Origin of the sequence: Amycolatopsis ponsaeliensis (assembly GCF_030182635.1) — a bacterium.
GTDB lineage: Bacteria > Actinomycetota > Actinomycetes > Mycobacteriales > Pseudonocardiaceae > Amycolatopsis > Amycolatopsis ponsaeliensis.
In genome coordinates, this window is sequence record NZ_JAPZLD010000023.1 from 67,523 (window position 1) to 94,477 (window position 26,955).

The 26,955-nt window shown below is 70.9% G+C and carries 28 protein-coding genes; 15 read left to right on the forward strand and 13 right to left on the reverse strand.

The window, feature by feature from the left end; translation table 11 throughout:
* The first annotated feature begins 21 nt into the window (after window positions 1-21).
* Window positions 22-618, forward strand: coding sequence for a TetR/AcrR family transcriptional regulator (locus QQ657_RS30810; RefSeq protein WP_284745766.1), 597 nt, complete (start codon window positions 22-24; stop codon window positions 616-618).
* An 11-nt stretch (window positions 619-629) separates the two neighbouring features.
* Here the strand turns inward: QQ657_RS30810 and QQ657_RS30815 are convergent, their stop codons facing one another.
* Window positions 630-1,610, reverse strand: coding sequence for a helix-turn-helix domain-containing protein (locus QQ657_RS30815; protein ID WP_284745767.1), 981 nt, complete (start codon window positions 1,608-1,610; stop codon window positions 630-632).
* 51 nt (window positions 1,611-1,661) lie between these two features.
* Between QQ657_RS30815 and QQ657_RS30820 the strand changes: the two genes are divergently transcribed.
* The 8 genes from QQ657_RS30820 to QQ657_RS30855 all read left to right on the forward strand — a co-directional run bounded on the left by QQ657_RS30820 (window position 1,662) and on the right by QQ657_RS30855 (window position 8,759).
* A complete protein-coding gene (locus QQ657_RS30820; protein WP_284745768.1) occupies window positions 1,662-2,042 on the forward strand; it encodes a cupin domain-containing protein in 381 nt (126 codons plus the stop codon).
* A gap of 9 nt (window positions 2,043-2,051) precedes the next feature.
* Window positions 2,052-2,627, forward strand: coding sequence for a GNAT family N-acetyltransferase (locus QQ657_RS30825; RefSeq protein WP_284745769.1), 576 nt, complete (start codon window positions 2,052-2,054; stop codon window positions 2,625-2,627).
* A gap of 32 nt (window positions 2,628-2,659) precedes the next feature.
* Complete coding sequence (locus tag QQ657_RS30830) at window positions 2,660-3,163, forward strand: winged helix-turn-helix transcriptional regulator (protein WP_284745770.1); 504 nt, start codon at window positions 2,660-2,662, stop codon at window positions 3,161-3,163.
* Between the two features lie 68 nt (window positions 3,164-3,231).
* The gene (locus QQ657_RS30835) at window positions 3,232-3,723 is read left to right on the forward strand and encodes an SRPBCC family protein (protein WP_284745771.1); all 492 of its coding nucleotides are present in this window, start codon (window positions 3,232-3,234) and stop codon (window positions 3,721-3,723) included.
* Window positions 3,720-4,745 carry an LLM class flavin-dependent oxidoreductase gene (locus QQ657_RS30840; protein WP_284745772.1) on the forward strand — a complete coding sequence of 342 codons (1,026 nt, stop codon included), beginning with the start codon at window positions 3,720-3,722 and terminating at the stop codon, window positions 4,743-4,745. The genes QQ657_RS30835 and QQ657_RS30840 overlap by 4 nt, the downstream gene beginning before the upstream one ends.
* 10 nt (window positions 4,746-4,755) lie before the next feature.
* Window positions 4,756-7,068, forward strand: a complete 2,313-nt coding sequence (locus tag QQ657_RS30845) for a molybdopterin-dependent oxidoreductase (protein WP_284745773.1) — start codon at window positions 4,756-4,758, stop codon at window positions 7,066-7,068.
* Between the two features lie 45 nt (window positions 7,069-7,113).
* The gene (locus QQ657_RS30850; RefSeq protein WP_284745774.1) at window positions 7,114-7,659 is read left to right on the forward strand and encodes a dihydrofolate reductase family protein; all 546 of its coding nucleotides are present in this window, start codon (window positions 7,114-7,116) and stop codon (window positions 7,657-7,659) included.
* Window positions 7,656-8,759: an epoxide hydrolase family protein gene (locus QQ657_RS30855; protein WP_284745775.1), complete on the forward strand. Its 1,104-nt coding sequence runs from the start codon at window positions 7,656-7,658 to the stop codon at window positions 8,757-8,759. The genes QQ657_RS30850 and QQ657_RS30855 overlap by 4 nt, the downstream gene beginning before the upstream one ends.
* On the opposite strand, the gene QQ657_RS30860 is transcribed toward QQ657_RS30855, so the two are convergent.
* Both QQ657_RS30860 and QQ657_RS30865 read right to left on the reverse strand, forming a co-directional pair.
* On the reverse strand, window positions 8,756-9,112 hold the full coding sequence (locus tag QQ657_RS30860; protein WP_284745776.1) for an immunity protein CdiI family protein: 357 nt from the start codon (window positions 9,110-9,112) through the stop codon (window positions 8,756-8,758). The two genes, QQ657_RS30855 and QQ657_RS30860, sit on opposite strands and share 4 nt — an antisense overlap.
* A complete protein-coding gene (locus QQ657_RS30865; RefSeq protein WP_284745777.1) occupies window positions 9,082-10,605 on the reverse strand; it encodes an AMP-binding protein in 1,524 nt (507 codons plus the stop codon). The genes QQ657_RS30860 and QQ657_RS30865 overlap by 31 nt, the downstream gene beginning before the upstream one ends.
* Window positions 10,606-10,667: 62 nt before the next feature.
* Between QQ657_RS30865 and QQ657_RS30870 the strand changes: the two genes are divergently transcribed.
* Both QQ657_RS30870 and QQ657_RS30875 read left to right on the forward strand, forming a co-directional pair.
* Window positions 10,668-11,501, forward strand: a complete 834-nt coding sequence (locus QQ657_RS30870) for a hypothetical protein (RefSeq protein ID WP_284745778.1) — start codon at window positions 10,668-10,670, stop codon at window positions 11,499-11,501.
* Window positions 11,502-11,672: 171 nt separating this feature from the next.
* Window positions 11,673-12,389: a nitroreductase/quinone reductase family protein gene (locus tag QQ657_RS30875; RefSeq protein WP_284745779.1), complete on the forward strand. Its 717-nt coding sequence runs from the start codon at window positions 11,673-11,675 to the stop codon at window positions 12,387-12,389.
* Here the strand turns inward: QQ657_RS30875 and QQ657_RS30880 are convergent, their stop codons facing one another.
* The 5 genes from QQ657_RS30880 to QQ657_RS30900 are packed head-to-tail and all read right to left on the reverse strand — an operon-like array spanning window position 12,390 to window position 17,052.
* Window positions 12,390-13,241 (reverse strand): TIGR03620 family F420-dependent LLM class oxidoreductase, encoded by an 852-nt coding sequence (locus QQ657_RS30880; RefSeq protein ID WP_284745780.1) that lies wholly within the window; start codon window positions 13,239-13,241, stop codon window positions 12,390-12,392.
* A 28-nt stretch (window positions 13,242-13,269) separates the two neighbouring features.
* Complete coding sequence (locus tag QQ657_RS30885) at window positions 13,270-13,959, reverse strand: TetR/AcrR family transcriptional regulator (RefSeq protein ID WP_284745781.1); 690 nt, start codon at window positions 13,957-13,959, stop codon at window positions 13,270-13,272.
* A gap of 28 nt (window positions 13,960-13,987) precedes the next feature.
* A complete protein-coding gene (locus QQ657_RS30890; RefSeq protein ID WP_284745782.1) occupies window positions 13,988-14,917 on the reverse strand; it encodes a phosphotransferase enzyme family protein in 930 nt (309 codons plus the stop codon).
* Between the two features lie 11 nt (window positions 14,918-14,928).
* On the reverse strand, window positions 14,929-16,110 hold the full coding sequence (locus QQ657_RS30895; protein WP_284745783.1) for a pyridoxal phosphate-dependent aminotransferase: 1,182 nt from the start codon (window positions 16,108-16,110) through the stop codon (window positions 14,929-14,931).
* A 33-nt stretch (window positions 16,111-16,143) separates the two neighbouring features.
* Window positions 16,144-17,052, reverse strand: a complete 909-nt coding sequence (locus QQ657_RS30900; protein WP_284745784.1) for a hypothetical protein — start codon at window positions 17,050-17,052, stop codon at window positions 16,144-16,146.
* Between the two features lie 212 nt (window positions 17,053-17,264).
* Here QQ657_RS30900 and QQ657_RS30905 point away from each other — a divergent pair, with 212 nt between their 5' ends.
* Window positions 17,265-17,564, forward strand: coding sequence for a YciI family protein (locus QQ657_RS30905; protein WP_284745785.1), 300 nt, complete (start codon window positions 17,265-17,267; stop codon window positions 17,562-17,564).
* A 236-nt stretch (window positions 17,565-17,800) separates the two neighbouring features.
* On the opposite strand, the gene QQ657_RS30910 is transcribed toward QQ657_RS30905, so the two are convergent.
* The 4 genes from QQ657_RS30910 to QQ657_RS30925 all read right to left on the reverse strand — a co-directional run bounded on the left by QQ657_RS30910 (window position 17,801) and on the right by QQ657_RS30925 (window position 20,779).
* Window positions 17,801-18,196: an NUDIX hydrolase gene (locus QQ657_RS30910; RefSeq protein WP_284745786.1), complete on the reverse strand. Its 396-nt coding sequence runs from the start codon at window positions 18,194-18,196 to the stop codon at window positions 17,801-17,803.
* Window positions 18,197-18,211: 15 nt separating this feature from the next.
* Window positions 18,212-19,882 (reverse strand): hypothetical protein, encoded by a 1,671-nt coding sequence (locus tag QQ657_RS30915; RefSeq protein ID WP_284745787.1) that lies wholly within the window; start codon window positions 19,880-19,882, stop codon window positions 18,212-18,214.
* An 81-nt stretch (window positions 19,883-19,963) separates the two neighbouring features.
* On the reverse strand, window positions 19,964-20,326 hold the full coding sequence (locus tag QQ657_RS30920; protein WP_284745788.1) for a VOC family protein: 363 nt from the start codon (window positions 20,324-20,326) through the stop codon (window positions 19,964-19,966).
* Window positions 20,327-20,356: 30 nt separating this feature from the next.
* Entirely contained in the window at window positions 20,357-20,779 is a 423-nt protein-coding gene (locus QQ657_RS30925; protein ID WP_284745789.1) for a hypothetical protein, read from the reverse strand.
* A gap of 203 nt (window positions 20,780-20,982) precedes the next feature.
* On the opposite strand from QQ657_RS30925, the gene QQ657_RS30930 reads away from it, so the two are divergent.
* The 3 genes from QQ657_RS30930 to QQ657_RS30940 all read left to right on the forward strand — a co-directional run bounded on the left by QQ657_RS30930 (window position 20,983) and on the right by QQ657_RS30940 (window position 25,989).
* Window positions 20,983-22,131, forward strand: a complete 1,149-nt coding sequence (locus QQ657_RS30930) for a serine hydrolase domain-containing protein (RefSeq protein ID WP_284745790.1) — start codon at window positions 20,983-20,985, stop codon at window positions 22,129-22,131.
* Between the two features lie 973 nt (window positions 22,132-23,104).
* On the forward strand, window positions 23,105-23,287 hold the full coding sequence (locus tag QQ657_RS30935) for a hypothetical protein (protein ID WP_284745791.1): 183 nt from the start codon (window positions 23,105-23,107) through the stop codon (window positions 23,285-23,287).
* A 92-nt stretch (window positions 23,288-23,379) separates the two neighbouring features.
* The gene (locus QQ657_RS30940) at window positions 23,380-25,989 is read left to right on the forward strand and encodes a CHAT domain-containing protein (RefSeq protein ID WP_284745792.1); all 2,610 of its coding nucleotides are present in this window, start codon (window positions 23,380-23,382) and stop codon (window positions 25,987-25,989) included.
* Here QQ657_RS30940 and QQ657_RS30945 read toward each other — a convergent pair.
* Window positions 25,981-26,955: an aldo/keto reductase gene (locus tag QQ657_RS30945; protein ID WP_284745793.1), complete on the reverse strand. Its 975-nt coding sequence runs from the start codon at window positions 26,953-26,955 to the stop codon at window positions 25,981-25,983. The genes QQ657_RS30940 and QQ657_RS30945 overlap by 9 nt on opposite strands.

The window sequence follows — 26,955 nt, forward strand, 5'->3', positions numbered from 1 at the left end:
TCCGGAAAGAGAGGATTCAGTGTGCCGAGACAGCGTGACGTGGGGGCGCAGCGGGAGCTGTTGTCGAACGCGACCTGGCAAGTGCTGGCCGACGGCGGCCTGCCGGGGCTGACCCTGCGCGCGGTCGCCGAGCGCGCCGGCTGCACGACCGGGCTGGTGATGCACGCGTTCCCGACGAAGAAGGCGTTGCTGCTGCACGCGCGAGACCTGCTCTACGATCGCACCGCCCTCCGCGCCGATGCCGCCGAGGCGGCGAGTCTTGACGCGTTCGGGGCACTGGAAGCGGTCCTCGGCCAGGCGGTCGACCTCCCGCACGGTCACCACGACGAGTCCCGGGTGTGGGTGGGCTTCCTCGCGGCGGCCCTGGCCGACGAAGACCTGGCCGAACGCCACCGCGCGGCGAACCACTCGTTCGTGGCCCGGATCCGCCGGCTGGTCGCGGCGTGTCGTCCGAAGTGGACGGACGAGCGGCTCGAGCTGACGACGAAGAGCCTGGTGGCGCTGGTCGAGGGGTTGAACGTCCTGGCCGCGGCGGACCCGGCCGGTTATCCGGCGCGGGTGCAGCAGGCCGCGCTGGCGAAGGCCCTGCAAGCGGTCGTGAGTGAGAAACAGGGCTAGAACACTGTTTCTCACTCACGACCTGATACCGGCACCGGGCCGAAACGGCGACGGTAGGCGCTCGGACTCAGTCCCGTGTGCCGTCGCAGCTGCAGACGCAAGTTCGCCGCCGTCCCGAAACCGCTCGCCTCGGCCACCCGGTCCACTCTCAGCTCGCCGCGTTCGATCAGGCGGCAGGCCAGCGTCACGCGTTCCGTCGTCAGCCATGCCAGCGGGGTCGTGCCCAGTTCCGCGCGGAACTTCCGGTGCAGCGTCGCCGGGCTGATCGCCGCGTGCGTCGCGAGGTCGGTCACCGTCAGCGGTGTGCCGAGCCGCGAGCGGGCCCAGGTCAGGACCGGTGACAGCGACGTGTCCGGGACCGCGGGCAGCGGCCGTTCGACGAACTGGCGCTGACCGCCGTCGCGGTGGCCGGTGAACACCAGCCGGCGGCTGACCGCGTTGGCGATCTCCGCGCCGTGGTCGCGGTGGATCAGGTGCAGGCCGAGGTCGAGCGCGGCCGCGCTGCCCGCCGCGGTGAGGACACCGCCGTCGTCGACGAACAGGACGTCGGGTTCGAGGTCCACGTCCGGGAACTGCGCGACGAAGTCGTCGGCCCAGCGCCAGTGCGTCGTCGCGCGGCGGCCGTCGAGGACGCCGGCGAAGGCGAGGGTGAACGCGCCGGTGCAGAAGCTCACGAGCCGCGCGCCGCGGTCGGCCGCCCGTCGGACGGCGGCCAGGACCTCGGGGGACGGCCGGGTCAGCGGGTCGGGCCGGTTGGGCACGATCAGCGTGTCCGCGATGTCGGCGACGTCGAGCCCGCGCACCCCGGAAAGCGTGAACATCCCCAGGTGCATGGCGACTTCCGGGCGGGGCGAGCAGAGCGCGAAGTCGTACCAGGGCCGGTCGAGCTCGGGCCGCCGCAGCCCGAACAGCTCGGTCGCGACGCCCAGCTCGAAGGGGTTCGAGCCGTCGTCGACGAGCACGACGACCCGGTGCGAGAATTCTTGCGGCATGTGCGATTCCTAGCACTCGTGCGCCGGAAACACCAGGTCGACGATGGGTGCATGAACCCGATCGACCTGAACGAAGTCCTGGCGAGCTTCGACGCCGCCTGGAGCCCGCGGATCGTCACCCGCGTCAACGACTACGACATCCGGCTGGCGCGCTTCGCCGGCGAGCACGTGTGGCACGTCCACGACGACACCGACGAGTTCTTCCTGGTCCTCGACGGCGAGATCGAGATCGGCCTGCGTGACCCGGACGAGCGGGTGGTGACGCTGTCGCGCGGCCAGGTGTTCGTGGTGCCGAAGGGGACGTTCCACAAGCCGTCGTCGAAGGCGGGCGCGAGCGTGCTTCTGGTGGAACCGGCGGGGACGCTCTCGGTCGGCGACGAGCACGACGAGGTCCCGGACCACGTCGACGTGACCACGGGGCACCTGGTCTAGCTTCGGGGGATGCTGACCGTCGTACCCGTCGACCAGGCGTCCTGGGCGGACCTGCAGGCGATCTTCGGCGACCGCGGCGACCCGGCCCGCTGCCGGTGCCAGTACTTCAAGGAGACGCCGGCGCAGTGGAAGTCGGGGACCGCCGAGGAGCGCGCCGACCGCTTCCGCGCCCAGACCGCCGAGCACGCCACCGGGCTCGTCGCGTTCCTCGACGGCGAGCCCGCCGGCTGGTGCGCGGTCGAGCCGCGCACCGCCTATCGGCGGCTCCTCCGCAGCCGGCTGGTCTGGGACGGCCGCGACGAGGACCCCGAGGACGACGGCGTCTGGGCGGTGACGTGCTTCGTCACCCGCAAGGGCTTCCGGCGACGCGGGGTGAGTGCCGCATTGGCGAAGGCGGCGGGGGACTTCGCCCGTGAGCGGGGTGCCCGCGCGGTCGAGGGCTACCCGATCCGCGTCGAGCCCGGGAAGCAGGTCGCGTGGCCGGGCGAGTTGTTCGTCGGCACCAGCGGGATCTTCGCCGACGCCGGCTTCGCCGAGGTCAGCCATCCGACCACCCGGCGGGTCGTCATGCGGCTGACCTGCTGAGTCCTTCTGGAAAACGGGGTACTCTCGGCCGCATGAAACGGACCTCGTTCGCGCAGTGGCCGTGCTCGATCGCGCGCACCATGGACCTCCTGGGCGACTGGTGGACCCCGCTCGTGCTGCGGGACGCCTTCTACGGCGTCCGCCGCTTCGACGAGTTCCAGCAGGCGCTCGGCATCGCACGCAACACCCTCGCCGACCGGCTCAAGCGCCTGGTCGACGAGGGGCTCCTCGAGAAGGTCGCCTACCAGACCGAGCCGGTGCGCTACGACTACGTCCTCACCGAAAAGGGCCGCGACTTCTACCCCGTGCTGCTCGCGATGACGCGCTGGGGCGACAAGTGGCTCTCGAGCGAGGCCGGGCCGCCGATCACCGTGCACCACGCCGCCTGCGGGCACGACACCCACGCCGAAATCGTCTGCGCGGAGTGCGGGGAACCGATGACGCCGGAGGACACGCGGATGCGCCGTGGCCCCGGCTTCCCGCCCCGGCTGGCGCAGCGCCCGGACGTCGAAGCGCGGTTCGCCCGGCAGGAGTGACGTTGACAGCGTAGGTCTATCTACGCAACTATCGTGGTCAGAGGCTCACTGAGAGGGGTGCGACCACGATGGAGTGGACCGGCGCGCGGTACGCGGACAAGCCGACGGCCGAGGTCTCGACCTGGATCGACGCCGCGCCGGAGGTCGTCTGGCCGGTCGTCTCGGACATCGCGGTGATGCCTTCCCTGAGTGCCGAACTGCAGTCCGTCGAATGGCGCGAGGTCGGCCGGACGTTCGTGGGCAAGAGCAAGCACGACGCCTTCGGCGAATGGGAGACGACGTCGTACGTCGTCGAGTGCGAAGAGCCGCGCGTGTTCGCCTGGGCGGTGCAGGATCCGGCCGAGCCGAGCTCGGTCTGGAAGTTCACCCTCGAGCCGGACGACGGCGGCACGCGGCTTTCGCAGTGGATGCAGATGGGCCCGGGCCGGTCCGGGCTGTCGTTCGCCATCGACCGGATGCCGGAGAAGGAACAGAAGATCGTCTTCGTGCGGCTGCGGGAGTTCGAAACCGCGATGACCGGCAACCTCGCGGCGATCAAGGACCGGGTCGAAGGCCGATGAGGACCGCGACGACGGTCGAGTTCTCCCAGGACTCCCGGACGACGCTGGACTTCGTGCTGGAGGCGGAAAAGCTCGGCCTCGACGTCTGCTGGGTCGCCGAAGCCTGGGGCTCGGACGCGCCGTCCGCGCTCGGCTACCTCGCCGCCCGCACCGACCGGATCCGGCTGGGTTCCGGGATCATCCAGCTCGGCACGCGCACGCCGGTCGCGATCGCGCAGGCCGCGTTGACGCTGGCCGACCTGTCCGGCGGCCGGTTCGCCCTCGGGCTGGGCCCGTCCGGGCCGCAGGTGATCGAAGGCCTGCACGGCGTCCCCTTCGCGAAGCCGTTGACGCGCATGCGCGAGACCGTCGAAATCATCCGCCAAGCGTTCGCCGGGGAGAAGATTTCGTTCTCCGGCAAGGCGTTCGAGGTCCCGCTGCCCGGCGAAGCACGTCCGATGCGGCTGTCCACCACGCCGAACCCGGACATCCCGATCTACCTCGCGACGCTGTCGCCGAAGCTGCTGGAGCTCACCGGCGAGGTCGCGGACGGCTGGCTCGGCACCAGCTTCGTCCCCGAAGGCGCCGACGCGTACTTCAGCCACCTCGACGCCGGACTCGCGAAGTCCGGCCGCACGCGTAAGGACATCGACGTCTGCCAGGGCGCGGAAGTCGCCTTCGCGGCCAACGAGGACGAGCTGCGCGTCATGGTCGGCAGCCGCAAAAAAGAACTCGCCTTCAGCCTCGGCGGCATGGGCTCGGCCACCACGAACTTCTACAACGACGCCTACAGCCGCCAGGGCTGGGCGGACGTCGCCGCCGAGGTCCGCGAGCGCTGGCAGGCCGGCGACCGCGACGGCGCGACCGCGCTCGTCACCGACGAGATGGTGCTCGGCACCACGCTGATCGGCACCGAAGAGATGGTCCGTGCCCGGCTGCGCGTTTGGCGCGACACCGGGATCGACACGGTCCGGCTGTACCCGGCCGGCGAAACGCTCGAAGCGCGCCTCACCACCTTGGGCCGCGCGCTGGACCTGCTGTGAAGGGAACGCCATGAGCGAGTGGCACCGCACCGCGTGCAGCCTCTGCTACCTCAACTGCGGACTGGAAGTGCAGGTCGAAGGCCGGAAGATCACCCGGGTCCGCGGCGACAAGGCGCACCCGCGCTCGGCAGGCTACCTGTGCCAGAAGGCGCAGCGCCTGACCTGGTACGGCGACCACGACGACCGGTTGACGACACCGCTGCGCCGGCGTCCCGACGGCACCCACGAGCCCATCGACTGGGAGACCGCGCTCACCGAAATCGCCGCGAAGCTGCACGCGATCCGGGACGCCGACACCGCGGCCGGCCGGCCCGGCTCGTTCGCCTACGTCGGCGGGGGCGGCCAGGGCAACCACTCCGGCGGCGCGTACGGCGCGTCGCTGCTGAAGTGGATGAACTCGACGCGGCACTTCAACGCGCTGTCGCAGGAGAAGACCGGCGACTTCTGGGTCAACGGGCAGCTGTTCGGCTCGACGCTCGTGCACACCGCCGAGGACGTCGAGCACTGCGACCTGCTGCTCGTGCTGGGCTGCAACCCCTGGCAGGCGCACGGGTTCAGCAACGCGCGGCACGCGCTCAACACGATCAAGAACGACCCCGCGCGCAGGATGATCGTGATCGACCCGCGGCGCACCGAGACCGCGGAGATCTCCGATCTGCACCTGCCGCTGCGCCCGGGCACCGACGCCTACCTGCTGGGCGCGATCCTGGCGCTGGTGCTGGAACGCGGCGGCGCCGACGAGGAGTTCCTCGCCACGCGCACCGAAGGCTTCGACGAGGTCGCGGCGGCGCTGGGGAAGATCCCGGTGGACGAGTGGATCGCGCACGCCGAGGTGTCCCGGGCGGACGTCGAGCGGGCGGTCGACCTGATCCTGTCCTCGACGGCGATGACCGTGCGCGTCGAGCTGGGCATCCAGCAGGGGCGGCACTCGACGCTCAACAGCTACCTCGAGAAGCTGCTCTACCTGGTCACCGGGAACTTCGGCCGGCGCGGCACGAACAACCTGCACTCGTGGCTGCTGCCGCTGTGGGGCTCGTCCGGCGGCAAGCGGTCCGAGGTCACCGGGTTCGAGTACATCGGCGGCCTGCTGCCGGCGAACACCCTGGCCGAGGAGATCCTCACCGACCACCCGAACCGCGTGCGCGCGCTGTGGGTGGAGTCGTCCAACCCGGCCAACACCTACGCCGGCACGCGGGAGGTCGAACGGGCGGTGCGGGAGGCCGAGCTGTCCGTGGTCGTCGACGTCGCCTACACCGAGACGGCCGCGCTGGCGGAGTACGTGCTGCCGGCGGCGTCCCAGCACGAGAAGTGGGAGTTCACGCTCTTCACGTTCGAATGGCCGACGAACTACTTCCAGCTGCGGCGGCCGTTGCTGGACCCGCTGCCGGGCACGCTCGTCGAAGCCGAGATCTACACGCGGCTGTTCGACGCGCTGGGCGTGCTGCCGCCGTCCGACGTCCTCGCGTCCCTGGCCGCCGGACCGCGTGCGGACCTGCAGGCTGGGATCGGCGCGCTGGTCCAGGCGATGCCGGAGCGGTCCGCGATCCTGCCGGTGCTGCTCTACCGGACCCTGGGCGCGTCCCTGCCCGACGGCGCGGCGTCGATCGCGCCGCTGTGGGCCGGGTGTCACCGGGCGGCGAAGACGATGACCGTGCCGGTACAGCGCGCGTTGGGTAGCTCCTCGACGGGGCCGGAGCTCGGGGAGGAGCTGTTCTCGCGCGTCTTGGCCGGTCCGACGCCGTTCTCGACGCACGAGCAGGACGAGGTCTGGAGCCTGATGCGCCGCTCGCGGGTCCGGCTGGCGGTACCGGAGCTGCTGGAGTGGCTCGGTTCGCTGGACCCGGCGGCCGAACAGCCCGACCCGGCGTTCCCGTACTCCCTGCTGAACGGGCAGCGCCGGGCGCACAACGCGAACCAGATCCTGCGCGACCCGCGCTGGCGCCGCACGGATCCGGACGGCGCGCTGCGGGCGCGTCCCGAAGAGCTGGCGTCGATCGGCGCCTCGCCGGGCGACTGGGTGGCGGTCGTGACGCCGGCCGGCCGGGTGGTCGTGCGCGCGGAGGCCGACCCGGGGATGCGGCCGGGCCAGCTGTCCCTGCCGCACGGCTACGGCATGGCCCACCCGGACGCGCACGGCCGCCGCGTGGTCAGCGGTCCCCGGATCAACCTGCTGACGGACGCGCTGGACCGCGACCCGATCGCTGGCACACCCCACCACAAGGACGTTCCGGCGCGCCTGGAGCCGGCGACGGAGGAGGAACGGGCTCGCGCGGAGGTGGACAGCGCGCGCGTGCGGGAGACCGTCGCGAGTGGACGGTCTTAGCGTTTCGCCCGTTTATAGTGGGACCCCTCGAACCTAAGGGGGCCCATGCGCAAGATCGTTTCGAACCTGTTCATCTCGCTCGACGGCGTGGTCGAAGCGCCGGACAAGTGGTCGCTCCGGTACTGGAACGACGAAATCGGCCAGGCGGTCGGGGGCGGGATGGCCGCGGCCGACGCGATGCTGCTCGGGCGCGTCACCTACGAAGGGTTCGCCGAGGCGTGGCCCGGGCGCACCGTCGAGGACGACGAAGGTGCCGAGTTCATGAACAACGTGCGCAAGTACGTGCTTTCGTCGACTTTGTCCGAAGTGAGCTGGAACAACTCGACGCTGCTGACCGGCGATTCCACCGAGGCCGTCCGGGCGCTGAAGGTGTCGTCCGGCGGCGACATCATGACCAGCGGCAGCACGACGGCGGTGCGCTGGCTGCTGTCCGAAGGCCTGGTCGACGAGCTGAACCTGCTGCTGTACCCGATCGTCGTGGGGCGGGGGAAGCGGCTGTTCCCGGCCGAGGGGCCGAGCTTCCCGCTGGTGCTGAAGAAGTCGGCGACGTTCGGCAACGGCGTCGTCCAGCTGACCTACGTCCCGGCGTGAGCACGCCGTTCCGGATCGAGGTCCCCGAGGCGGACCTCGACGACCTGCGCGCGCGGTTGCGCCGGACCCGCTGGCCCGAGGCCGGGCCGGACGACTGGAGCCAGGGCACGCCGTTGGGATATCTGCGTTCTCTGTGCGAATACTGGGCTTCTGGCTACGACTGGCGTGCGGTGGAAGCGCGGATGAACCGTTTTCCGCAGTACCGCACGGAAATCGACGGCCTGGGCATCCACTTCCTGCACGTGCGTTCGGCGTCTTCCGACGCGCTTCCCCTGATCCTGACGCACGGCTGGCCCGGCTCCTTCCTCGAGTTCTCCAAGGTGATCGCGCCGCTCTCGCGCGACTTCCACCTGGTGATCCCGTCACTGCCGGGGTACGGCTTCAGCGACAAGCCGTCGTCGCCGGGCTGGGGCATCGAGCGCATCGCGGCGGCATGGGCATCGCTGATGGCCGGCCTCGGCTACTCCCGCTACGGCGCCCAGGGCGGCGACTGGGGGACGTCGATCACGACATCGCTGGCCCAGCAGGACGCGGCTCACCTGGCGGGCATCCACCTGAACCCACCGATCGCGGCCCCGGACCCATCGACGTTCGACGATTTGACTGTTTCCGAACGTGCTTCTCTGGCGGCGTTGGACCACGCGCAGCGCTGGGAGGACGGGTATTCGGTGCTGCAGTCGACCCGCCCGCAGACGGTGGGGTACGGGTTGCTGGACTCCCCGGCGGGGTTGTGCGGCTGGCTGGTGGAGAAGTTCCACGCGTGGTCCGACGGCTTCCCGTTCACCCGCGACGAGCTACTGGACGACGTGACGCTGTATTGGCTGACGGGGACGGCGGCGTCGTCGGCCCGGTTGTACTGGGAGAGCATCCGAAAGGTGCAGAAGTGGTTCTCGGAGGCCACGGACGACACGGTGGATGTGCCGACGGGCTGCTCGATCTTCCCGGCCGAGATGCCGCGGCCGTCGCGGCGGTGGGCTGAGAAGAGGTATACGGACATCCGGCATTGGAACGAGCTGGACCGGGGAGGCCACTTCGCGGCTTACGAGCAGCCCGAGCTGTTCGTGGACGAGGTGCGGACGTTCTTCCGGATGGTCCGCTAGCGCTTGAAGCCCTTCGGATCGGCCAGGTACCGATCCAAATCCGGATCCTCGTGCAGCTCGGTGAACCCGTCCTCGACGTCCTGGCCCAGCTCCACCCGCAGCCGGTTCAACGCCGCCCGCACGTCGGCGTTGAACCGCGAGCACCGCGCCTCCCGCCACGATCCCGGGTCCGGCGGATAGTCCCAGTTCAGCGACTCGTCGTACTGCTCGACCAGACTGTCCAGCGAAGCGCGCAAAGCAGCGCTGACCGGCAGCTCGTCGAGGTCCGCCGGCCCGATGTCACCCCACAGCACCGCGCCCGAACCCGCGTCGAAGAAGAACCTCAGTTGACCTGGCGGTTCTGACCCTCCCAAAACGGCTCCCGCAGCTTGAACTTCTGGATCTTCCCCGTCGCCGTCCGAGGCAGCTCCTCCAGGAACTCCACCCGCTTCGGGCACTTGTACCCCGCCAAATACTCCCGGCAATGCTTGATCAGCTCCTCCGAAGTAACTTCCGACGAAGTGACCACCAGAGCCGTCACCAGCTCGCCCCACTTCTCGTCCGGAATCCCGATCACCGCGGCCTCCCGGACGGCCGGGTGCGAATTCAGCGCGTCCTCCACCTCGATCGACGACACGTTCTCCCCGCCCGAGATGATCACGTCCTTCTTGCGGTCGGCGATCGTCAAGTACCCATCGGAGAACGTCCCGCCGTCGCCCGTGTGGAACCAGTTGCCTTCCTGCACGCGCGAAGTCTCCGCGGGGTTCTCCCAATACCCCTCCAGGTTGTGGTTCGACTGCGCGAGGACCTCGCCGTCCGTGTCGACGGCGATCCGGACGCCCAGCGCCGGCGTCCCCGCACGGCCCAGGAGCCGGGCCTGCTCGTGCGGGTCCAGGTCGGCCCACTCGCTGCGCATCCGGTTGACCGTCAGCAGCGGCGCCGTCTCGGTCAGCCCGTAGATCTGGATGAACTCCCAGCCCAGCTCCGCCCGCACCCGCTCGATCGTGCGCGTCGGCGGCGGGGCGCCGGCCACGACGATCCGGACGCGGTCGCGGCCCGGGATCTCGCCCTCCCAGGTCGCGGCGCCGTCCAGCGCCGCCGTGACCACCGCGGGCGCGGCACAAAGAATGGTGACGCCGTGTTCCGCGATGCGCCGCAGGATCTCGGTGCCGTCGACCTTCCGCAGCACGATGTGCCGCCCGCCGAGGCCGGTCACCGCGTACGGCATGCCCCAGCCGTTGCAGTGGAACATCGGCAGCGTGTGCAGCAGGACGTCGTTGTCGCTCAACGTCGTGTGCAGGCCGAACACGGCCGCGTTCAGCCAGATGTTGCGCTGGGTGAGCTGCACGCCCTTGGGCCGCGCCGTCGTGCCCGAGGTGTAGTTGATCGTCGCCGTCGCGGACTCGTCGCCGGCCCACGGCCGCGGGGACCCGTCGCCGCCCCAGATCGCGTCGTCGTCGCGGCCCAGGACGAAGACGTGCTTGGCCGTCACCGTGTCCAGCAGGTGCGCCAGCTCGGGGTCGACGATCAGCACCTCCGCCCCGGAGTGCTCCACGATGTACTTGACCTCGGCCGGGGCCAGCCGGAAGTTCACCGGCACCAGCACCCGGCCCCAGCCGGACACCCCGAAGAACGACACGAGCAGCCGCGCGGCGTTGTGCGACACCATCGCGACGCGCCCGCCGACCGGCACGCCCAGCTCGTCGAGGTGCGCGGCCTGCGCGCGGGCCCGCCGCGCGACCTCGCGGTAGGTCAGCGAACCCCAGCTCGGCGCCGGCTGGTTCGGCTCGTCGACCACCGCGACGCGGTCCGGATACACCGTTTCCGCGCGGTCGAGGAAGTCGCGGACACCCAGATCGAAGAACATGCCCCCGATGATGACTCTTCGCAGGGTGCTCGCACCAGTCCGATGTGGTTCGCTGGAGCGCGATGGACTTCGACACGGTGGCCGGCGAGCTCTACGGGGGTGACCTCGCGGAGTTCGTCAGTGCGCGCAACGCGGCGGCGAAGGCTGCGAAGGCCGGAGGGGACGCCGAGCTCGCGGCCCGGATCCGCGAGCTGCGGAAGCCGACCACGGCCGCGGCGATCGTCAACCGGCTGGCCCGGGAAGACGCCGCCGAGCTGCGCGAGCTGGCCGAACTCGGCGACGAGCTGCGCGACGCCCACACCCGCCTGGCCGGCGACGACCTGCGGGCCCTGACCCGGCGCCGCGGCGAGCTGGTCCGGCAGATCGTCCGCGGGCTGCCGTCGATGAGCGACACCGTCTCCCGCGAGGTCGAGGCGACCCTGGAGGCCGTCGCGGCCGACCCGGACACCGCGCGGCTCGCCGTGGCCGGCCTCCTGACGTCGGTGGCGCACCAGGACACCGACCAGTGGTTCACCCTGGCCGCGACCGCCCCGCCGGCCACCGGCAAGCGCCCGGCCAAGCTGGTGGACAAGGCCGAACCGGCGAAGCCCAAAAAGGACCCTCGGCGCGAGGAAGAGGACCGCAAGGAGCGCGAACGCGCCCGAGCCGAGCGCGAGCGCCTGCGCAAGGAAGCCGCCGAGCTGGCCAAGGAGCGCGCGGTGGCCGAGCGCGACCTGGTCCGCACCGAGCGCGCGGCCGAGCAGGCGACGGCCCGCGTCGAGGACCTGCGCACCCGCCTGGCGGAGGCCGAGCAGCGGTCGGAGCGCGCGACGGCGGAGTTCGAGAAGGCGAAGGAAACCTACGAGCAGGCCGACGCGGCCGCCGAGGAAGCGCGAAAGGCCGCCGAAGCGCGCTGATTCCGTGCTACCGTGGCGTTGCGCCCCGGATGGGCCTACGCACGGAGGTAGTGGCTACTCAGCCCCCCTGAATCGACACGTTCTGCCTTCCCTGGCAGAAGTGTGCCCTCCGCGCGCCCATTCCGTGTCGCTTCACGGCCTCCGGTGATCACTTCATCGGAAAGGACCAGCTTGATCCTGCTCACCACGACCGGTGCCCGCACGGGCCGGCCGCACCGCATTCCCCTGGGAGCCTTGGACATCGACGGCCGTCTGGTCGTCGTCGCTTCGGCGATGGGCTCGCCGAGGCATCCCGCCTGGTACCACAACATCCGCCACAACCCTTCGGTCACCGTGGAAACCGACGCCGAGACGTTCGAAGCGATGGCCGCGCTCCCGCCCGATCGCGACGCGTTGTTCGCCGAAGTCATCGCGCGCGAACCGGGATTCGCTGACTACCAGGCGAAGACGACCCGTGTGCTGCCGGTCGTGGAGCTGCACCGCCTCGACGCCGTGCGCCGCATGGGCGACTGGCTCGTCGAGGTGCACGACTGGCTGCGTGCCGAACTGCGGAACCTGCGCGACGGTGGAACGCAACGCCTGAGCACGCGGTGCTCCGGCTTCTGCGCGGCCCTCACCCGGCACCACACCGGGGAGGGCACCGCGATCTTCCCCATGCTGGCCACGCGGTTCCCGGCACTCGCGTCCACGTTGGACAAGCTGGGCGAGGAGCACGTCGTCGTCGCGCGGTTGCAGGAGGAGATCCAGCGCCTCGTCGACGAGGAAACCGATCCCGCCCGGCTGCGGACGGAGTTCGACCGGCTGGCGTCCGCTTTGGACGACCACTTCGCCTACGAGGAACGCACGATCGTCACCGCGCTGAACGCCCTCCTGCCCGCGCCCGGCTGATCAGAGCAGCACTTCGGCCAGCCGCCGGTGGTTCTCCGCCTCCACCTGGGCCGACCGGCCGATCACCTGGAGGGCCACGTGGTCGGCGCCCGCGTCCACATGGGACCGCAGCCCCTTCGCGATCTCCTCGGGTGTCCCGTGCAGCGCGAGGTCGTCGATCAGCCGGTCGCTGCCGCCGCCCGCGACGTCGGCGTCGGTGTACCCGTGGCGCAGCAGGTTGTTCACGTAGTTGCGCAGCCCGAGGTAGGGCTCGCGGATGAAGGCACGGCCGACTTCGCGAGCCTCCTCGGGGGCGCCGACGACGACTTTCTGCTCCGGGGCCAGGATCTTGCCCGCCCCCAGGACCGACCGGGCGTGCCGCGTGTGCGCGACCGGCACGAGGTAGGGGTGCGCGCCCGCCGTGCGGTCGCGGGCCAGGCGCAGCACCCGGTCGCCGAGCGCGGCGAGCACCCGGGCGTCGGCGGGCACCCCGGCCGCGTCGAGCCGGTCGAGGAAGCCGACGAGCGTGTCGTACGGGCTGTGGTAGCCGGTGACCGACTCGGGGTGGCCGACGCCGATCCCCAGCAGCAAGCGCTTTCCGTACCGTTCCGCCAGCCGGTGGTACGACTCGGCCAGCGGCTCCGGCTCGTCGGCCCAGACGTTCACGATCGCCGTCGCCACGGTGATCCGCTCGGTGGCGGCCAGGATCTCTTCGACCAGGGCGAGGTCGCTGATCGAGGCCCGCCCGGTGCCGAGCCAGGCCGTGCCGTAGCCGAGCTTGTCCGCCGCGATGGCGTGCTGCTTGCGGGTCGGGTCGTCGCGGTGCGGGGACAGGAACACGCCGTAGGTGCCGAGGTTCACTACATTTGTCATAGGACTCAATGTAGCAAATGTAGCGTCGTCAGTTCGAGAGGCGGTGCAGCCACTCCCGCAGCAGGTGCCGCTCGGTCGTGGTCAGCTCGTCGACGTCGTCCTCGAGCGCGGTCGACAAAGCGACCGCGAGCGCGCCGACGGACGAGCCCTCGGCCGGCCGCTCGGCGAGCAGCCCGGCCAGCACGGCCTCCCTGACCTGCGCGGACATCGCCAGGTCGCGGCTCTCCTCGGGCTCGGCGATGAGGCTGAGCGTGACCCCGCTGTTCGCTGCGGCTAACTGGCGCGCCGCCTCTGCTGCGTCGACGCGCAACCGGCCGTCACGCGCGAGCGGCGTGAACAGCTCCAGCAGCATCGCCTCGGCGCTCGAGGTCAGGTTGCACGGCACGCCCGGCTCGATCTGGCCGTAGAGCAGCACGTAGAACTGCGGGTTCTCCAGGCCGTACCCGACGTGCCGGTCCCAGCCCGCGCGGATCCGGTCCACCGGGTCGCCGCCCGGCTCGGGAGCCTGCACGTACTGCGTGAAGCCGTAGTTGACGACGGCGTCGAGCAGGCCCTGCTTGCTGCCGAAGTGGTGGTACAGCGTGGGGGCCTGGACACCGGCGCGTTCGCAGATCGCCCGCGTCGACACCGGGCCGCCCTGCGCCTCGTGCAAGAGCTGCCCGGCGGCCAGCAGGAGGCGGTCGCGGGTGCTGGTGGCGTTGCTCGATCGTCCGGCCATGTAGCAATTGTAACGCCGGTCTGTAACGTCAGGGCCGCAGCCGCAGCTGGACGCGGCGGAGCCCGGCGAAGGCGTTCAGCACCACCGGGTCGGTCGTCGCCGCGTCCGGGCGCACCGACCGGTAGCCGTCCAGGAGCGCCTCTCGCAGCTCGTCCCGCTGCGGCAGGTGCTTCAGCTCGTCGAGCGCCACGGCGAGGTCGTACGCGTAGTGCCCGTACCCGCAGTCGTCGAAGTCGATCGCCCGGACGCGGCCGCGGTGGAACAGGTAGTTCTCCTGGCAGAGATCGCCGTGGACCAGGCCGAAGACGTCGGCACCGCACCCGAGGCCGGCCCGCACCGCGCGGACCCGCCCGGCGGCGGCACGGACCCGTTCGTCGCCGCCGGCCTGCGCGACCGCCCGGTCGAGCACGGCGTCGGAGAAGCCGTCGACCTGCGAACGGCCGAACTCGGTCAGGTCGTCGACGCGGCCGCGGTCGAGGCCGTTCATCCGCGCGCCGTGCAGGTGCAGCCGCGCGGTGAACTCGCCGACCGCGTAGAGCTGTGGCGCGCTGAGCCGTTCGTCGACGAACCGGCCGTCGACCCAGTGGCACAGCACGCAGGTGCGCGGCTCCGGCACCGCCGGGTCGGCGACGACGGTGACCAGGTCCCGCGCCCGCGTCGACACCGGCCGCGGGACGACGAGGTCGGTTTCGCGGCCCAGCGCGGCGAGCCACGCCATTTCGGCCCGCACCTGCGCGGCGCCCGGGCCGTCCGCGCGGTGCACCCGCAGCACGTACCGGTGGCCGTCCGCGCCGTCGACGCGGAACGTCGTGTTGAGCCCGTGCCCGAGCGGCGTCAGCCGGGCCACCGGCACGTCGTAGTCGGTCAGGGCGGCTTCGGCGAGCCGGCGCAGGCGTCTCGTGCGGCCGGAGCGGTCGAGGTTGGCGAACGGCCGGTCGTTCGCCGTCGAGCCGGCCATGGCCCACGTGCTCAGCTGATCGACCGTTCCGGCTCGCGGGAGTGCGCGACGAGCTCGATCGTCGGCGTGTGGCGCCCGCCGCCACCCAGCCGCTCGACCCCGCGCAGGCCCTCGACCAGCCGCTCGACCTCGGTGTCCGGCCGCACCCCGAAGCGCATGAACTGGCTGGTCATGCCGATTTTGTTCCCGCACTGGCGCACCAGCAGGTGGTGCTCGGTGAGCAGGTAGTCGCACAGTTCGGCGCCGTCGACCGAGCCGGGCAGCTTGACGAGCAGGAAGTTCGCCTGCGACGGGAACACCGTCAGCTCCGGGAACTGGTTGAGCTGCGAGTTCATCATGAACCGGTCGAGGGCGAGCTTCTTGAGGCTGTCCTCGTACTCCGCGCGGCGCTCGGCGAGCATGAAGATGACGGTCTCGGCGAGCGAGTTCAGGTTCCACTTCGGCAGCGCGCCCGACAGCTTGCGCGTCAACGCCGGGTTCGAGACCTGGTAGCCGAACCGGATGCCGTGCAGCCCGAAGTTCTTGCCGAGGCTCTTCAGCACGATGACGTTCGGCCGCACGACGGCTTCGGCGGCCACCGACGGGTTCATCTCGGCCTCGACGAAGTCGATGAACGACTCGTCGACCACCACGAGGTCGAGGTCTTCGAGGGCGTCCATGAACCGGATCACCTCGCGCCGCGGCAGGTACCCGCCGTCGGGGTTGTTCGGGTTGCACAGCACCGCGACCCGGGAGCCGCGGCGCTTGATGAAGTCGACGTACTCGTCCACGCGCAGCTCGAAGTTGTCGGACTCCTTGAGCAGGAACATGTCGACGCGCTTGCCGGTTTCGAGCGGCTGGTCGGTCCAGCGGCCGAACGTCGGGATCGGCACGGCGATGCTGGCGTCGACCAGCAGCCGGTCGATCCAGGTGATCAGCTCGGTCGAGCCGTTGGCCAGGGAGATCGTCGACGGGTTGAGCCGCAGCACGTGCGCCAGCTGCGCGGTGATCGCGCCCGCGTCGCTCGGGTAGAACTTGAGGATCGTGCGGAGGTTGCGCTCGAGCTCGCCGAACATCTCGTCGGTGGGGAAGTACGGGTTGCAGGGGATGCAGAAGTCCGCGAGGTCGTCGGCGTGCTGTCCCATCGCCCTGGCCACGGAGAAGAACGACGGGCTGTGGGCTGCGCTCTGCTGGAAAAGGCCTCTGGTGGTCATACCGTGCCGCACGCGTGGTCTCCGTCCGCCGCTTTACCGGCCCCTTGCCTTCCCGATGGGGATACGTGTGAATCGGACGAACGGTTCACCGGCGGTCACGGCGTAGATCCCGGTGCCGGCCAGCACGGCGCCGGCCAGCGCGGACAGCGCCATGAGGGGCAGCGGTGCGGCCAGCGGGTCGATGCCGGTGAAGGACTCGACGCCGATGACCGCGGTGAGCACGGCGTCGGAGACGACCGCGATGGTCACGACGCGCATCCGGTGTGCTTCCGGCCGGCGGCTGAACCGCAGGACCCAGGCCAGCGCGGGGAGCACGAGGATCGCGTGCATGGCGACCGCGTGCAGCGGCTTGAGCGAGCCGGCGGTGGTGTACGCGCCCTGCGGGTCGCCGCCGCGCGCTTCGACCACGCCGCGGGCGATCATCACCGCGCCGGTGGCCAGCGCGACCAGGAGGACGACCAGGCCGGCGCGGACGGCCAGGCGCAGGCTCGCCGCCTCCGGCCCGGGCTCGACCAGCGCCGCGGCGGTGAAGCCGATGATCGTCAGGATGATGACGCCGCCGCCCGCGGCGAGTGTCATCGACACGACGTTGTCGAACGGCGTCTCGAAATTGAAGTGCGACGGCACGCCGCGCCACGCCTGCATGCTGACCAGCACGACCTCGGCGACGCTCGCCGCCGTGAACGCGCCGAGGAGGATCGAGCGCAGCCGGGGCCGGACGGTGAGGAACGACGTCGCCCAGGCGACCGACGCGAGCGTCAGACCGAACGACAGGCCGAACGTGACGGCTTTGCGCATCGACAGCGGGCCCAGCCACGAGCCGCCGGTGGCGAGGAGCACGATCGCGTGCACGACGCCGCTCAGGAACAGCGCCGCGCCGATGACGTAGGCGATCCGCTCGGCGCGCCGGCCGTCGCGCCAGATCGGGGTGAGTGCGTTCATGGCACCGAGTGTCGCGCCCCGGAGGCGTCACCGCGTCGGCCCGGTGGCGGCTCCCCGGCGTACGACGACGGGCGTACGGCAATCGAGAAGAAATGTCGAAAAGCGTTGGTAAAGGAATTGCCTTGTTCTTGACCGGAATATGGGCAAAACGCGTGGTAGGGGACACTCGGCAGGCGGATGCGGTGCGGCCGGAAGAGTTCTACCATCGAATCATGTACATCGCCCTGCTGACCTACACAGCGCCCGATACAGAAGTAGACTACGCGCTCCCGGACCATTCGGACTGGTTGCGCAAGCAATTCACGAAGGGAGTCTTCCTCGTTTCCGGAAAGGGGAGCGGCACGGCCGACCACGTGATCCTGACGCGCTCGGTGCTGCGCGGCAGGCTCGACGCGATCCTCGCCAGTGATCCGTTCGTCGTCCGGCGCCTCGCCCGCTACGAGGTCATCGAGTTCACCGCCACGCGCACCGCCCAGGAGCTGCTGGCGATCAACGAGGCCATCGCCTCCTGAGGAGTTCCGCCACGGTCGGGTGGCCCGGCGACGAGGCCCCGCCACCTGCCGGCGAAGAATCGCTGTCGACGCGGGGCTGCCGGCGCCCATTTCCCTTGCGGCACAACGGAAATGGTTCCGCCGCCTGAGTTCACCCGATTCAGCGATGATCTTTCGCACGCATGTTCGGTAACGTCGGAGGCATGACCACTCTTTCCCTGCCTTGCAACCGAAGACCGTCGCCGCACCCGCGGCGATCACAGCAGCCGGCGAAAATGCTCCGCCATCTCGAGCCGTCCGGCTTCGTGCGGCGCGAGCCAAGCGAAGTCGTCGTGCTCTTCCGGGTTGAGCACAACCTCTCCGGTGCCGTCTTCTTCCACCCGGTAAACAAAAGCGTGGATCTCCATCGCGCGCCCGGCGACGTCCGGCCAGGAATCGCGGGCGAGCTCACCCATGACCCGGACCCGCAATCCCGTTTCCTCAGCCACTTCCCGGACCGCAGTGGCTTCGAAAGCCTCGCCCGGCTCGACCGTCCCGCCGGGCAGTTCCCACCGCCCCGCGAGGAAGACGCCCGGCCCGCGCCGGAGGAACAGCACCCGGTCGCCGCGGGCGATCCAGCAGTAGGCCAGGTGCTTCTGCGCGATCTCCGTCATGCGCGCGATTCTCGCTCAGTTGGTCTTCGACGTCGGCAGGTGGGCGCCGAGATACCCGACGTACACCGCGCCCGTGCGGTCCGTGTCGTCGAGGAAGTGCAGCCGCGGCGCCGGCGACTTGAAGCGCTCCAAGGCGATGTGGGCGCCGAAGTAGTCGCGGCCGACCGGGTTGGTCCGCGGGGCGACGCGGAACGTCCGCGCCTGCCGGAGCCGTTCGTTCGTGGTCACGGTGTCCGACTCGGCCAGAGCGATGATGTTGGCGCTGATCAGCGAACCCGGCTGGCCGGTGCGGGCGAACGCGAGCACGTCCGAAAGCCCGGGCCCGGGATCCTGGCCCGCGTCGAGCAACGTGGTCCGCGCGCACGCGTACGCGTCGAGGGTGCGGAGCGCGTCCCACGCCTTGCGGCGCCAGGCGGCGGCTTTCGGGTGGTGGTCGAGGATCGCGGCCGGAGCCGGTTCGGCCGTGATCGCGAGGTGCTTGAGCGTCGCCGTCGCGACGGCGAGCAGCTCGGCGAAGCTCGGGAACTCCTCGGGCGGCCGCTCGGCGGCGGCGACCGCGTCGTCGGCGTCGTGGTACCGGGCGAGCGTGCCCGCCAGCAGCCCGTTCACGCGTCTGAGCTCGTCACGTTCGGTCTCCGTCTCCTCGAACGCGCGCGCGTAGTCGTCCACCTCGCCCTGCAGCTGCGCGAGCTGCGTCCGCAGGCACGCGACGTCGATCGCGGAGAGCTCTTCGAGCCGGTGGCGAAGCACCTTGACCTCGCCGGCGTGCCGATCCCGGTCCGCGGCGTCGGCCTTCGACTGCTTGCGCAGGATCGTGATCACGCCCCGCGCCTCCGCCAGCTCGCGCTCGGCGCGGTCCAGCTTCTCCGTCAGCTCGGCGTCCGGTTCCCGCTCCGGCGCGTCGAACGGATCCGCGGCGTACCAGGCTTTCACGCTCGGTACCTCCGCCCACTCCTCGGGCAGCGGCGTCCGGCCGCGCGTCTGGAGCAGCCGCGTGATCGCGCCCTGCAGCGCCTCGCCGGACACCGGGCTGGCCGTCTCGACGAAGTCCGGGAGCTGGTCGCACAGCGGTGCGTACAGCCGCGCGCCCTGCGGCACCTCGTAGCCGAGGGGCACGTGCTGGTTGAGGGTGCGGCGGAAGCGGTCGTCGACGTCGAAGACGTTGACCAGGCCGGGCCAGCCCTCGACCGGGATCGTCGGCGGTTCGGTGAGCATCAGCACCGCCGACGTCCGCCACGGCGCCACCAGCGCTTCGCCGAGCAGTTCCGCGACGCGGTCGCACTCCTCGCGAGACCATCCGCGCATTGCGAGAACCGGGGCTTCGATCGGGATTTCGTCACTCCCGCTCGCGCCGAGCTCCTCCAGCCCGATCCGGTGCGCCGGCGCTTCGTGGCAGCTGCGCCAAGGCCGCGAGCACGCGGCGGCCAGCAACCACGCCACGCGATCTTCGCCGGCGTGGTAGCACAGCGAAAGCAATACCTGAACGGAGTAGCGCCCCTCGCCGCCCGTCCACCCGAACTTCAGGTCGCATCGGCGCGAACCGCCGTCGTCGGAGAAGCCGAGATCGGCGACCGTGTAGTCGTCGTGCTGCCGCTGGCGGGCGATCAGCCTGCCGCGCAAGGCGTCCAGGGGGCGTTTTCCCTCGGTGGGGACCAGTCCGTGGTGCCAGATCCGGTGCACCCCCACAGGACTCAACTCCGTTCGCCGGGAACAGGACCTCAGGCGAACATAGCGGATCCTGTGATCGGGCGAACGCGGGGCGTCACCTCAAGTGCGCGTCCAAAAGCAGAACGGGTGCCCGGCCGGATCGAAGCACACGCGGACGTCCGCCTGCGGCTGGAAGTCCGCGACCACGCCACCCGCGGCGGTCGCGGTCGCCGTCGCCGCGTCGAGGTCGTCGACCTCGATGTCGAGGTGCAGCTGCATCTGCTGGGCGCCGCCGGCGGGCGGCCACACCGGCGGGAGGTGGTCGGTCTCGAGCTGGAACGACAGCCCGGCACTGCCGTCGTCCGGGCGCAACGTCACCCACTCCGGCTCGTCGGTCTTGATCGGCCAGCCGAGCAGTTTCGAGTAGAACTCGGCGAGCACACGCGGTTCCGGCGTGCCCAGCACCGTGGAGGTCAGCTTCATGATCCGGTGGTACCCGCCGGCGCGGGACTTCTACCGGCCCGAACCGGTCTGGGTGTCGAAGTAGGCGACGGGCGGGCCGACCTGCCGCCACGACGTCGTCGCGAACACCGCGGCGCCCGACAACGCGAGCAGCGCGGTGACGACGGCGAGCGTGGCGCCGATCCGGCCCGGACCGGGCCGGGTGCGCGCACCGGCGTGGACGCCGAAGACCAGCGCCAGCACGCTGATCGGCAGCAACGCGAACCACAGTGCGCCGAGGACCAGCACGAACGCCTGCGCGACCCAGGAGTACACCCACGCGGTCACGACCGGCGGCCGCACGATCAGCCAGGCCGCCCAGGTGGCGACGGCGAGCGTGAGCCCGGACGCGCCGATCGCGAGCGACGCGATCGCCAGGCCGCGGCCGGGTCGTGTGGTTTCGGCCGGTTCGCCTTCGAACTCCGGTTCCCCCATGCCGGGAACATCTTGGCGAACTGCTTCGGCGTTACCAATCCGGCCAAAAGTAGGCCGACCCCCGAGCGGTACGCAACCGTTGCTGCGGACCGATTCGGCCGTGACTGTGGTCGGATTGGTAACGAACGGCACAGGACGTGGAATACCCCGCCGCTGCGTAGGTTGGTTCCAGGCACAGGCGAACGATCACTGAGGGAGCCACCATGTCGTCCGAGCACATCCAGGGCACCGTCGCCGACGGGTTCGAGTCCGTCCGAGAGGAGTTCGCCGCCGTCGCGACCGGCGAAGGCGGCGACTACGCCGCCCAGCTCGTGGCGCACGTCGACGGCGAGCGCGTCGTCGACCTGTGGACCGGCCCCGAGATCACCGCCGACTCGCTGACCGGCGTGTTCTCCTCGACGAAGGGCGCGGCGCACCTGGTGGTGGCGCTGCTCGTCCAGGACGGCGTGCTCGACCTCGACCAGCGGGTCAGCCACTACTGGCCGGAGTTCGGCGCGGCGGGCAAGGCCGCGATCACGCTGCGGGAGCTGCTCGCGCACCGCGCGGGCGTCGTGGGCGCGGACGCCGGCTTCACGGCCGACGAGATCGCCGACGACCGGGTGATCGCCGAGCGGCTCGCCCCGCAGCGGCCGTACTGGCGCCCCGGCACGCAGTTCGGCTACCACGCGCTGGTGATCGGCGCCCTGACCGGCGAGGTCGTCCGGCGGGTGACCGGCCGCAGCATCCAGGAGCACTACGAGGAGCGCATCCGGCAGCCGTTCGGCTTGGACTTCTACCTGGGGCTGCCGGACGAGCTGGAGCCGCGGTTCCTGACGACGCAGCCGATGCTGCCGACCCCGGAGCAGCTGGCCGAGCTGGAGGCGAACGCGACGGGCCCGGACAGCATCAGCGGCATCGCGTTCAACCGCAACCACCCGAAGGGGCCGGAGCTCTGGGACCTCCCGAACCTCAAGGTGGTCCGCAGGCTGAGCCCGGCATCGGTGGGCGGCGTGGCATCGGCCCGAGGCCTGGCGGGGATGTACGAGGCGGCGATCACAGGGCCCGACCGCCTCCTGAACCCGGAGACGGCGGCGGAGTTCGCCCAGATCCATTCGATCGGAGCAGACCTGTCGACCCGCAACCACAACGCATTCGGCCTCGGCTTCGCGGTCGTCTCGGAGGACTACCCGGTCCTGGGGCAGGGAGCATTCGGCCACAGCGGCGCGGCGGGTTCCCAGGCGTTCGCAGACCCCCGCAGCGGGTTGGCATACGGCTACAACCGCCGCAGGTTCGCATTCCCGGGCGGAGCGGCCCCGGAAAACGTGAGGCTGGTGGCAGCGATCCACAAGGCGGTGACGGACCAGCGGGCGTGACGAGATAGCGGTCCACAAAGGACTCTCCTGACCCGGACGGCCAGGAGGGGGGAGGGTGAGTGCCCGAAAACTGTTCTGCGCCAGCAAGGATCGCCGAGCGCGAGGTCGGTGCGGACAGGTCAGACGCAGAGCTGGCAGGGAGCGGCCGGTCGGCGAGGGGCAGGCCGGGCGCTTAGTAGGCGGGGAGCGGCTAGTCGGCGCAGGGTGAGTTGGCTGCGGGCCGGTGCAGGGCGGCCAAGGCGGCGGAAGTGGCTGGTCAGCGCAGCGTGGTCAGGTGCTGACTCGGCAGGGAATCTGCCGGTCGGTGCAGAGCACCACGGGGGCGGGGCGTGCCGGAAGTGGAGCGGATCGACCGCAATCGGGAGCAGGAAGCGGACTGACCGCAATCGGGCGCCGCAATCGGGCGCTGGAAGCCGGGTGCCGGAGGCGGGGCGCTGGAAGCGGGCGCCGGAAGCAGGCGCCGGAAGCAGGCGCCGGAAGCAGGCGCCGGAAGCAGGCGCCGGAAGCAGGCGCCGGAAGCAGGCGCGCGCAGGTTTGGCGACCCGTCAGCCAGAGCCAAGGCGGGTTCGGCGCGTAGCCGGCACCGCCGACCCCAGGCCATCTCCGGCCAAGGCCAAGCAACCCGACCAAGCCCGCACCTCCGGCCGAACCAGGCGGCAGCCGGCCGAGGGCAAGGAGTCGCCGCGCGCACCCGGCGTAACCCCTCACCCCGGACGGCCCCGGCCCGCACTCGGCCACCCGGCGGGATGCACGTCCGCAATGGACGTCGTTACAGAGTTCACTCGTTAGGACGTTCCGACCGGAGCGTTTGGCCTGATCACACGGTCCGGACTGACTTTCAGTAGCGAAACCCTCCCGATCATTGCTCCGTTGTGGAACTATTGGCCCATTCGCGGGGAGAGGGCCCCGCGAGGGGGACTCACCGTCACGGCGAGCGGCCCCATGCAGATCCCCAGGGGAGAGGAGATCGACCATGTCGACGCCCACGGACACCAAGCCGGAGGAAACCCCGGAGCCGGTCGAGAAGGCCGGACCGGTGGTCCCGCACCCGGAGCCCGACGAGCACGGTTGGGTGCACCTTGACCACCCGCCGCTCAAGGACGGCCCGGTCGTGACTCCGAACTGCGGGTCGCCCTGCTACCAGGTCGCCCGCTGAGCTTCACCAAGCTGTGATCGCCCGCCTGCCGATCTTCGACCGGTAGGCGGGCGTCATTTCGTCACGAGCTGTGCTGTCATAGGGGAGTGCCTGTGACAAACCTGGACCCGCCCGGTGTCATCGACAGGGTCCGCGCCCTTCAGAAAGATGCCACCGATGCCTCGTGCGTGGGGCGCTATCGCGAAGGTGTCAGGCTGCTGCGCCGCGGGATGGGCATGCTGGACTCCATCCACCCGGTGCCGGACGAGCACCGCACCGATTGGCTGGTGACCCGCATCCGGCTCGCGAGTACGTTGGCCGCGATGTCGACCGAGATCACCGGGGACGTGCCGGCCGGGCTGGCCGGGCTGGATGACGTGCGCTTACTGGTCAGCACCGTCTCCGAGCCGGTCCTCCGGGCCGAACTCGACGGCTCGCTCAACCACAACTACGCCGTGAAGTTGATGACCGTCGGGCGCTACGAGGAGAGTATCGGGTACTTCGACGAGTCGATCACGCACCACGAGTACCGGTTGGAGCACGGTCCCAACCCGGAAGTGCGGATGGGCGCCTTCGTCCAGACCCTTTCCACTCGAGGGTGGTCACACACGAAGCTCGGCAATGTCGCCCTGGCCCGGGCGGATCTGACTCGATCCATCGAGCTTGCCGAAAAGTACGAGCTGGGCGCCGTCGCCGCGGATGTCCGGCGGACCCTCGGTGGGCTGGCCCATCGAACCGGTGACGTGCCGGAGGCGCTGCGGCTGTACGAGGAGAGCGAGCGCACCTACCGCGCCCTGGACCGGGAAATTCCGCCGCTGCTCCGACTCGAGCAGGCGGAAGCGCTCCTGGCCGCGGGGCTGGCCGAGGAAGCCGCCGGGCACCTCGACGAAGTGCTCGAACTCATGCGGAACGAACAGGTCATCACTCGCGAGCTGGCGTTCGCGGAGCTCCATCGGGCGTCGGCCGCGCTGCTGAACGACGAACTCGAACTCGCACGGCAGATGGCATCCTCCGCTCGCCGGGGCATGCAGCGCGCGGGATGCCGCACGTGCACGGCCAACGCGACCGTCGTCGGCTTGCACGCGGACACCCGCGAAGCGTTGCGTGCGGGCCACATCCCGGCCGCACTGCCGACCCGGGCGATAAACACGGCCGCGAAGATGCCGATCCCCCAACTCACCGACCAGGCCGCCACCGCTCGGATGCTGGCCGTCCGCCTGGACATCCGGCGCGGCAACCTCAAACGCGCCGTCGAAACCCTGCAAAAAGTCCCCCGCCCCGGCCAGCTGACCCCCATCGACTACCGGATGCTGCGCCGCCTCTGCCGGGCCGAACTCGCCGTTGCCCAGGAAAACCGGGCCAAGGCGCTCACCGAAATCCGGTCCGGGCTCACGGAGCTCGACGCCGTTCGCGACCGGATGGGCGGGCTCGACCTCGTCTCCGGGACCGCGCTCCACGGCCAGGAGCTCGCCGATCTCGCCGTCAAGCTCGTGCTCGAACGCAACGATGCCCGGCGCCTCTTCGTCTGGCTCGAACGGACTCGCGCCCAGACCTACCGCTACGAACCGCTCTCCGCCGGGACCGATCCCGAGCTCGCCGCGCGCGTCGCCGAGGTGCGGGGCCTCGGGCAGGCTATCCAGGAAGCCCAGCACGACGGCCATCCCATCGCCGGGCTGCGGGCCAAGTACAACGAACGGCTCCGCGAGGCCCAGCGGCTCGGCTGGCACACCGGGCGCTGGGGACGGCCGCGGCCGGTGGCCGGGCTCGGGGAGGTCGTCGCGCAGCTCGGGGAACGGGCTCTGGTCAGCTTTGCCGCCTCCGGGGACGAGCTCGTCGCCGTCGTCGTCGCCGGGGGTGAGTGCCGGCTCGTGCGGCTCGGGTCCGCCGAGGCCGCCGCCGAGTCCGCGCGCGTGCTCAACGTCGACCTCGACGCCCTCGCGCCCGACAACCTCCCCGAACGGCTCGCCGAGGTCGTCATGGTCTCCGCGCGCAAGCAGGCCGACAAGCTCGACGCCCAGCTCATCCAGCCTCTGGCGGACATCCTGGGCGACCGCCAGCTGGTCATCGTCCCCACCGGGCCGCTCTACGCCGTGCCGTGGGGCGTCCTGCCCGGGCTGCGCGGGCGGCCCACCGTCGTCGCGCCGTCGGCGACCGCCTGGCTCGCCGCCGAGCTGACGAAGTCGCCGCGGGCCCGCAAGATCGTGCTCGTGCGCGGCCCCGGGCTCGCCGGTGCGCGCGGTGAGCTGGAGAAGCTGACCACCCACTACCGCACCGCGACGACCATGACCGGCGCCAAGGCCACCGTGAAGTCCGTGCTGCGCGCGATGGACGGCGCCAAGCTCGCCCACTTCGCCGCCCACGGCGCGCACGAGCCCGAGAACGCGCTGTTCTCCCGGCTCGAACTCGCCGACGGCGCGCTCTTCGGGCACGAGATGGCCGGCCTGCGGCAACCGCCGCGCCAAGTCGTCTTCGCCGCGTGCGAACTCGCGTTGAACCGGATCCGGCCCGGCGACGAGGCTCTCGGCTTCGCCAGCGCGTTGCTCGCCAGTGGCTCGCGCACGGTGATCGCGCCGCTGTCACGCGTCGGCGACCTGGCTTCGGCGGCCGCGATGGACGACTACTACCGCGCGCTGGCCGTCCGGGACAGCCCCGCACTGGCCCTGGCCGACGCGATCGCCGTCGACCCCTTCCGCCGGCCCTTCGTCTGCCTCGGCTCAGGCTGAGAGCGCTGAGAACGCCGGCGGGGACCACACCAGCCGCGGATCCGTCTGCACGAGGCTGCCGAGCAGCTGGTCGACCCGGGTCAGCACGTCGAGGTCCAGCCGGACACCGGCGGCCTTCGCGTTCTCCGTGACCTGCTCCGGCGTGCTCGCCCCCACCACCGTCGAGGCGACGGTCTCGTGCTGCAACGTCCACGCCAGCGCGAGCTGAGCCATCGTCAGGCCCGCGTCGTCCGCGACGCCGCGCAGCAGCTCCACCCGTTCCAGCAGCTCCGGGATCAGCAGCGGCCGCGCGTGCGCCGGCCCGGCCCCGCGCGAGCCCGCCGGGACGCGCCCGTCCCGGTACTTGCCGGTCAGCACGCCCTGCGCCAATGGCATCGACGCGAACTGCCCGACCCCGATCCGCTCGCCCACCGGCATCACCTGCGCCTCCGGCACCCGCCACAGCATCGAATAGTGCGGCTGGTTGGCGACGAACGGCACGTCGTACCGCGAAGCCGCCTCGTGGGCCTGCAGCAGCTGCTCGGCCGTCCACTCCGACGTGCCCACGTACCGGATCTTCCCCTGCCGCACGAGATCCGAGAGCGCGAGGAACGTCTCCGCGACCGGTGTGCGGTAGTCGAAGCGCAGCAGCTGGTAGACGTCGACGTGGTCGGTGCGCAGCCGCCGCAGCGAGCCTTCCAGCGACGCGATCACGTGCTTGCGGCTCAGGCCGGCGTCGTTCGGCCCCGGGCCCTCGGGCCAGAACACCCCGGTGCACAGCACGAGTTCGTCGCGGCGCACCCCGGAGAACGCCTCGCCGAAGGACGCCTCCGCCGCGCCGCCGTCCCACGCCGCCGCGGTGTGGAACGTCGTGACGCCGGCGTCCAGCGCCGCCGCGACGCAGCCGGGTCGGGAACCGTTCTGCCAGTTGCCGTACGCGATCTCGCTCACGGCGAGCCCGCTCGCGCCGAGCCTGCGGTACTCCAC

Bases quoted from the DNA above. Each gene is read 5' to 3' on its own strand.
- QQ657_RS30815 (WP_284745767.1), bottom strand. From the start codon at position 1,610: ATGCCGCAAGAATTCTCGCACCGGGTCGTCGTGCTCGTCGACGACGGC.
- QQ657_RS30820 (WP_284745768.1), top strand. From the start codon at position 1,662: ATGAACCCGATCGACCTGAACGAAGTCCTGGCGAGCTTCGACGCCGCC.
- QQ657_RS30825 (WP_284745769.1), top strand. From the start codon at position 2,052: ATGCTGACCGTCGTACCCGTCGACCAGGCGTCCTGGGCGGACCTGCAG.
- QQ657_RS30830 (WP_284745770.1), top strand. From the start codon at position 2,660: ATGAAACGGACCTCGTTCGCGCAGTGGCCGTGCTCGATCGCGCGCACC.
- QQ657_RS30835 (WP_284745771.1), top strand. From the start codon at position 3,232: ATGGAGTGGACCGGCGCGCGGTACGCGGACAAGCCGACGGCCGAGGTC.
- QQ657_RS30840 (WP_284745772.1), top strand. From the start codon at position 3,720: ATGAGGACCGCGACGACGGTCGAGTTCTCCCAGGACTCCCGGACGACG.
- QQ657_RS30845 (WP_284745773.1), top strand. From the start codon at position 4,756: ATGAGCGAGTGGCACCGCACCGCGTGCAGCCTCTGCTACCTCAACTGC.
- QQ657_RS30850 (WP_284745774.1), top strand. From the start codon at position 7,114: ATGCGCAAGATCGTTTCGAACCTGTTCATCTCGCTCGACGGCGTGGTC.
- QQ657_RS30865 (WP_284745777.1), bottom strand. From the start codon at position 10,605: ATGTTCTTCGATCTGGGTGTCCGCGACTTCCTCGACCGCGCGGAAACG.
- QQ657_RS30870 (WP_284745778.1), top strand. From the start codon at position 10,668: ATGGACTTCGACACGGTGGCCGGCGAGCTCTACGGGGGTGACCTCGCG.
- QQ657_RS30880 (WP_284745780.1), bottom strand. From the start codon at position 13,241: ATGACAAATGTAGTGAACCTCGGCACCTACGGCGTGTTCCTGTCCCCG.
- QQ657_RS30885 (WP_284745781.1), bottom strand. From the start codon at position 13,959: ATGGCCGGACGATCGAGCAACGCCACCAGCACCCGCGACCGCCTCCTG.
- QQ657_RS30890 (WP_284745782.1), bottom strand. From the start codon at position 14,917: ATGGCCGGCTCGACGGCGAACGACCGGCCGTTCGCCAACCTCGACCGC.
- QQ657_RS30895 (WP_284745783.1), bottom strand. From the start codon at position 16,110: ATGACCACCAGAGGCCTTTTCCAGCAGAGCGCAGCCCACAGCCCGTCG.
- QQ657_RS30900 (WP_284745784.1), bottom strand. From the start codon at position 17,052: ATGAACGCACTCACCCCGATCTGGCGCGACGGCCGGCGCGCCGAGCGG.
- QQ657_RS30905 (WP_284745785.1), top strand. From the start codon at position 17,265: ATGTACATCGCCCTGCTGACCTACACAGCGCCCGATACAGAAGTAGAC.
- QQ657_RS30910 (WP_284745786.1), bottom strand. From the start codon at position 18,196: ATGACGGAGATCGCGCAGAAGCACCTGGCCTACTGCTGGATCGCCCGC.
- QQ657_RS30920 (WP_284745788.1), bottom strand. From the start codon at position 20,326: ATGAAGCTGACCTCCACGGTGCTGGGCACGCCGGAACCGCGTGTGCTC.
- QQ657_RS30925 (WP_284745789.1), bottom strand. From the start codon at position 20,779: ATGGGGGAACCGGAGTTCGAAGGCGAACCGGCCGAAACCACACGACCC.
- QQ657_RS30930 (WP_284745790.1), top strand. From the start codon at position 20,983: ATGTCGTCCGAGCACATCCAGGGCACCGTCGCCGACGGGTTCGAGTCC.
- QQ657_RS30935 (WP_284745791.1), top strand. From the start codon at position 23,105: ATGTCGACGCCCACGGACACCAAGCCGGAGGAAACCCCGGAGCCGGTC.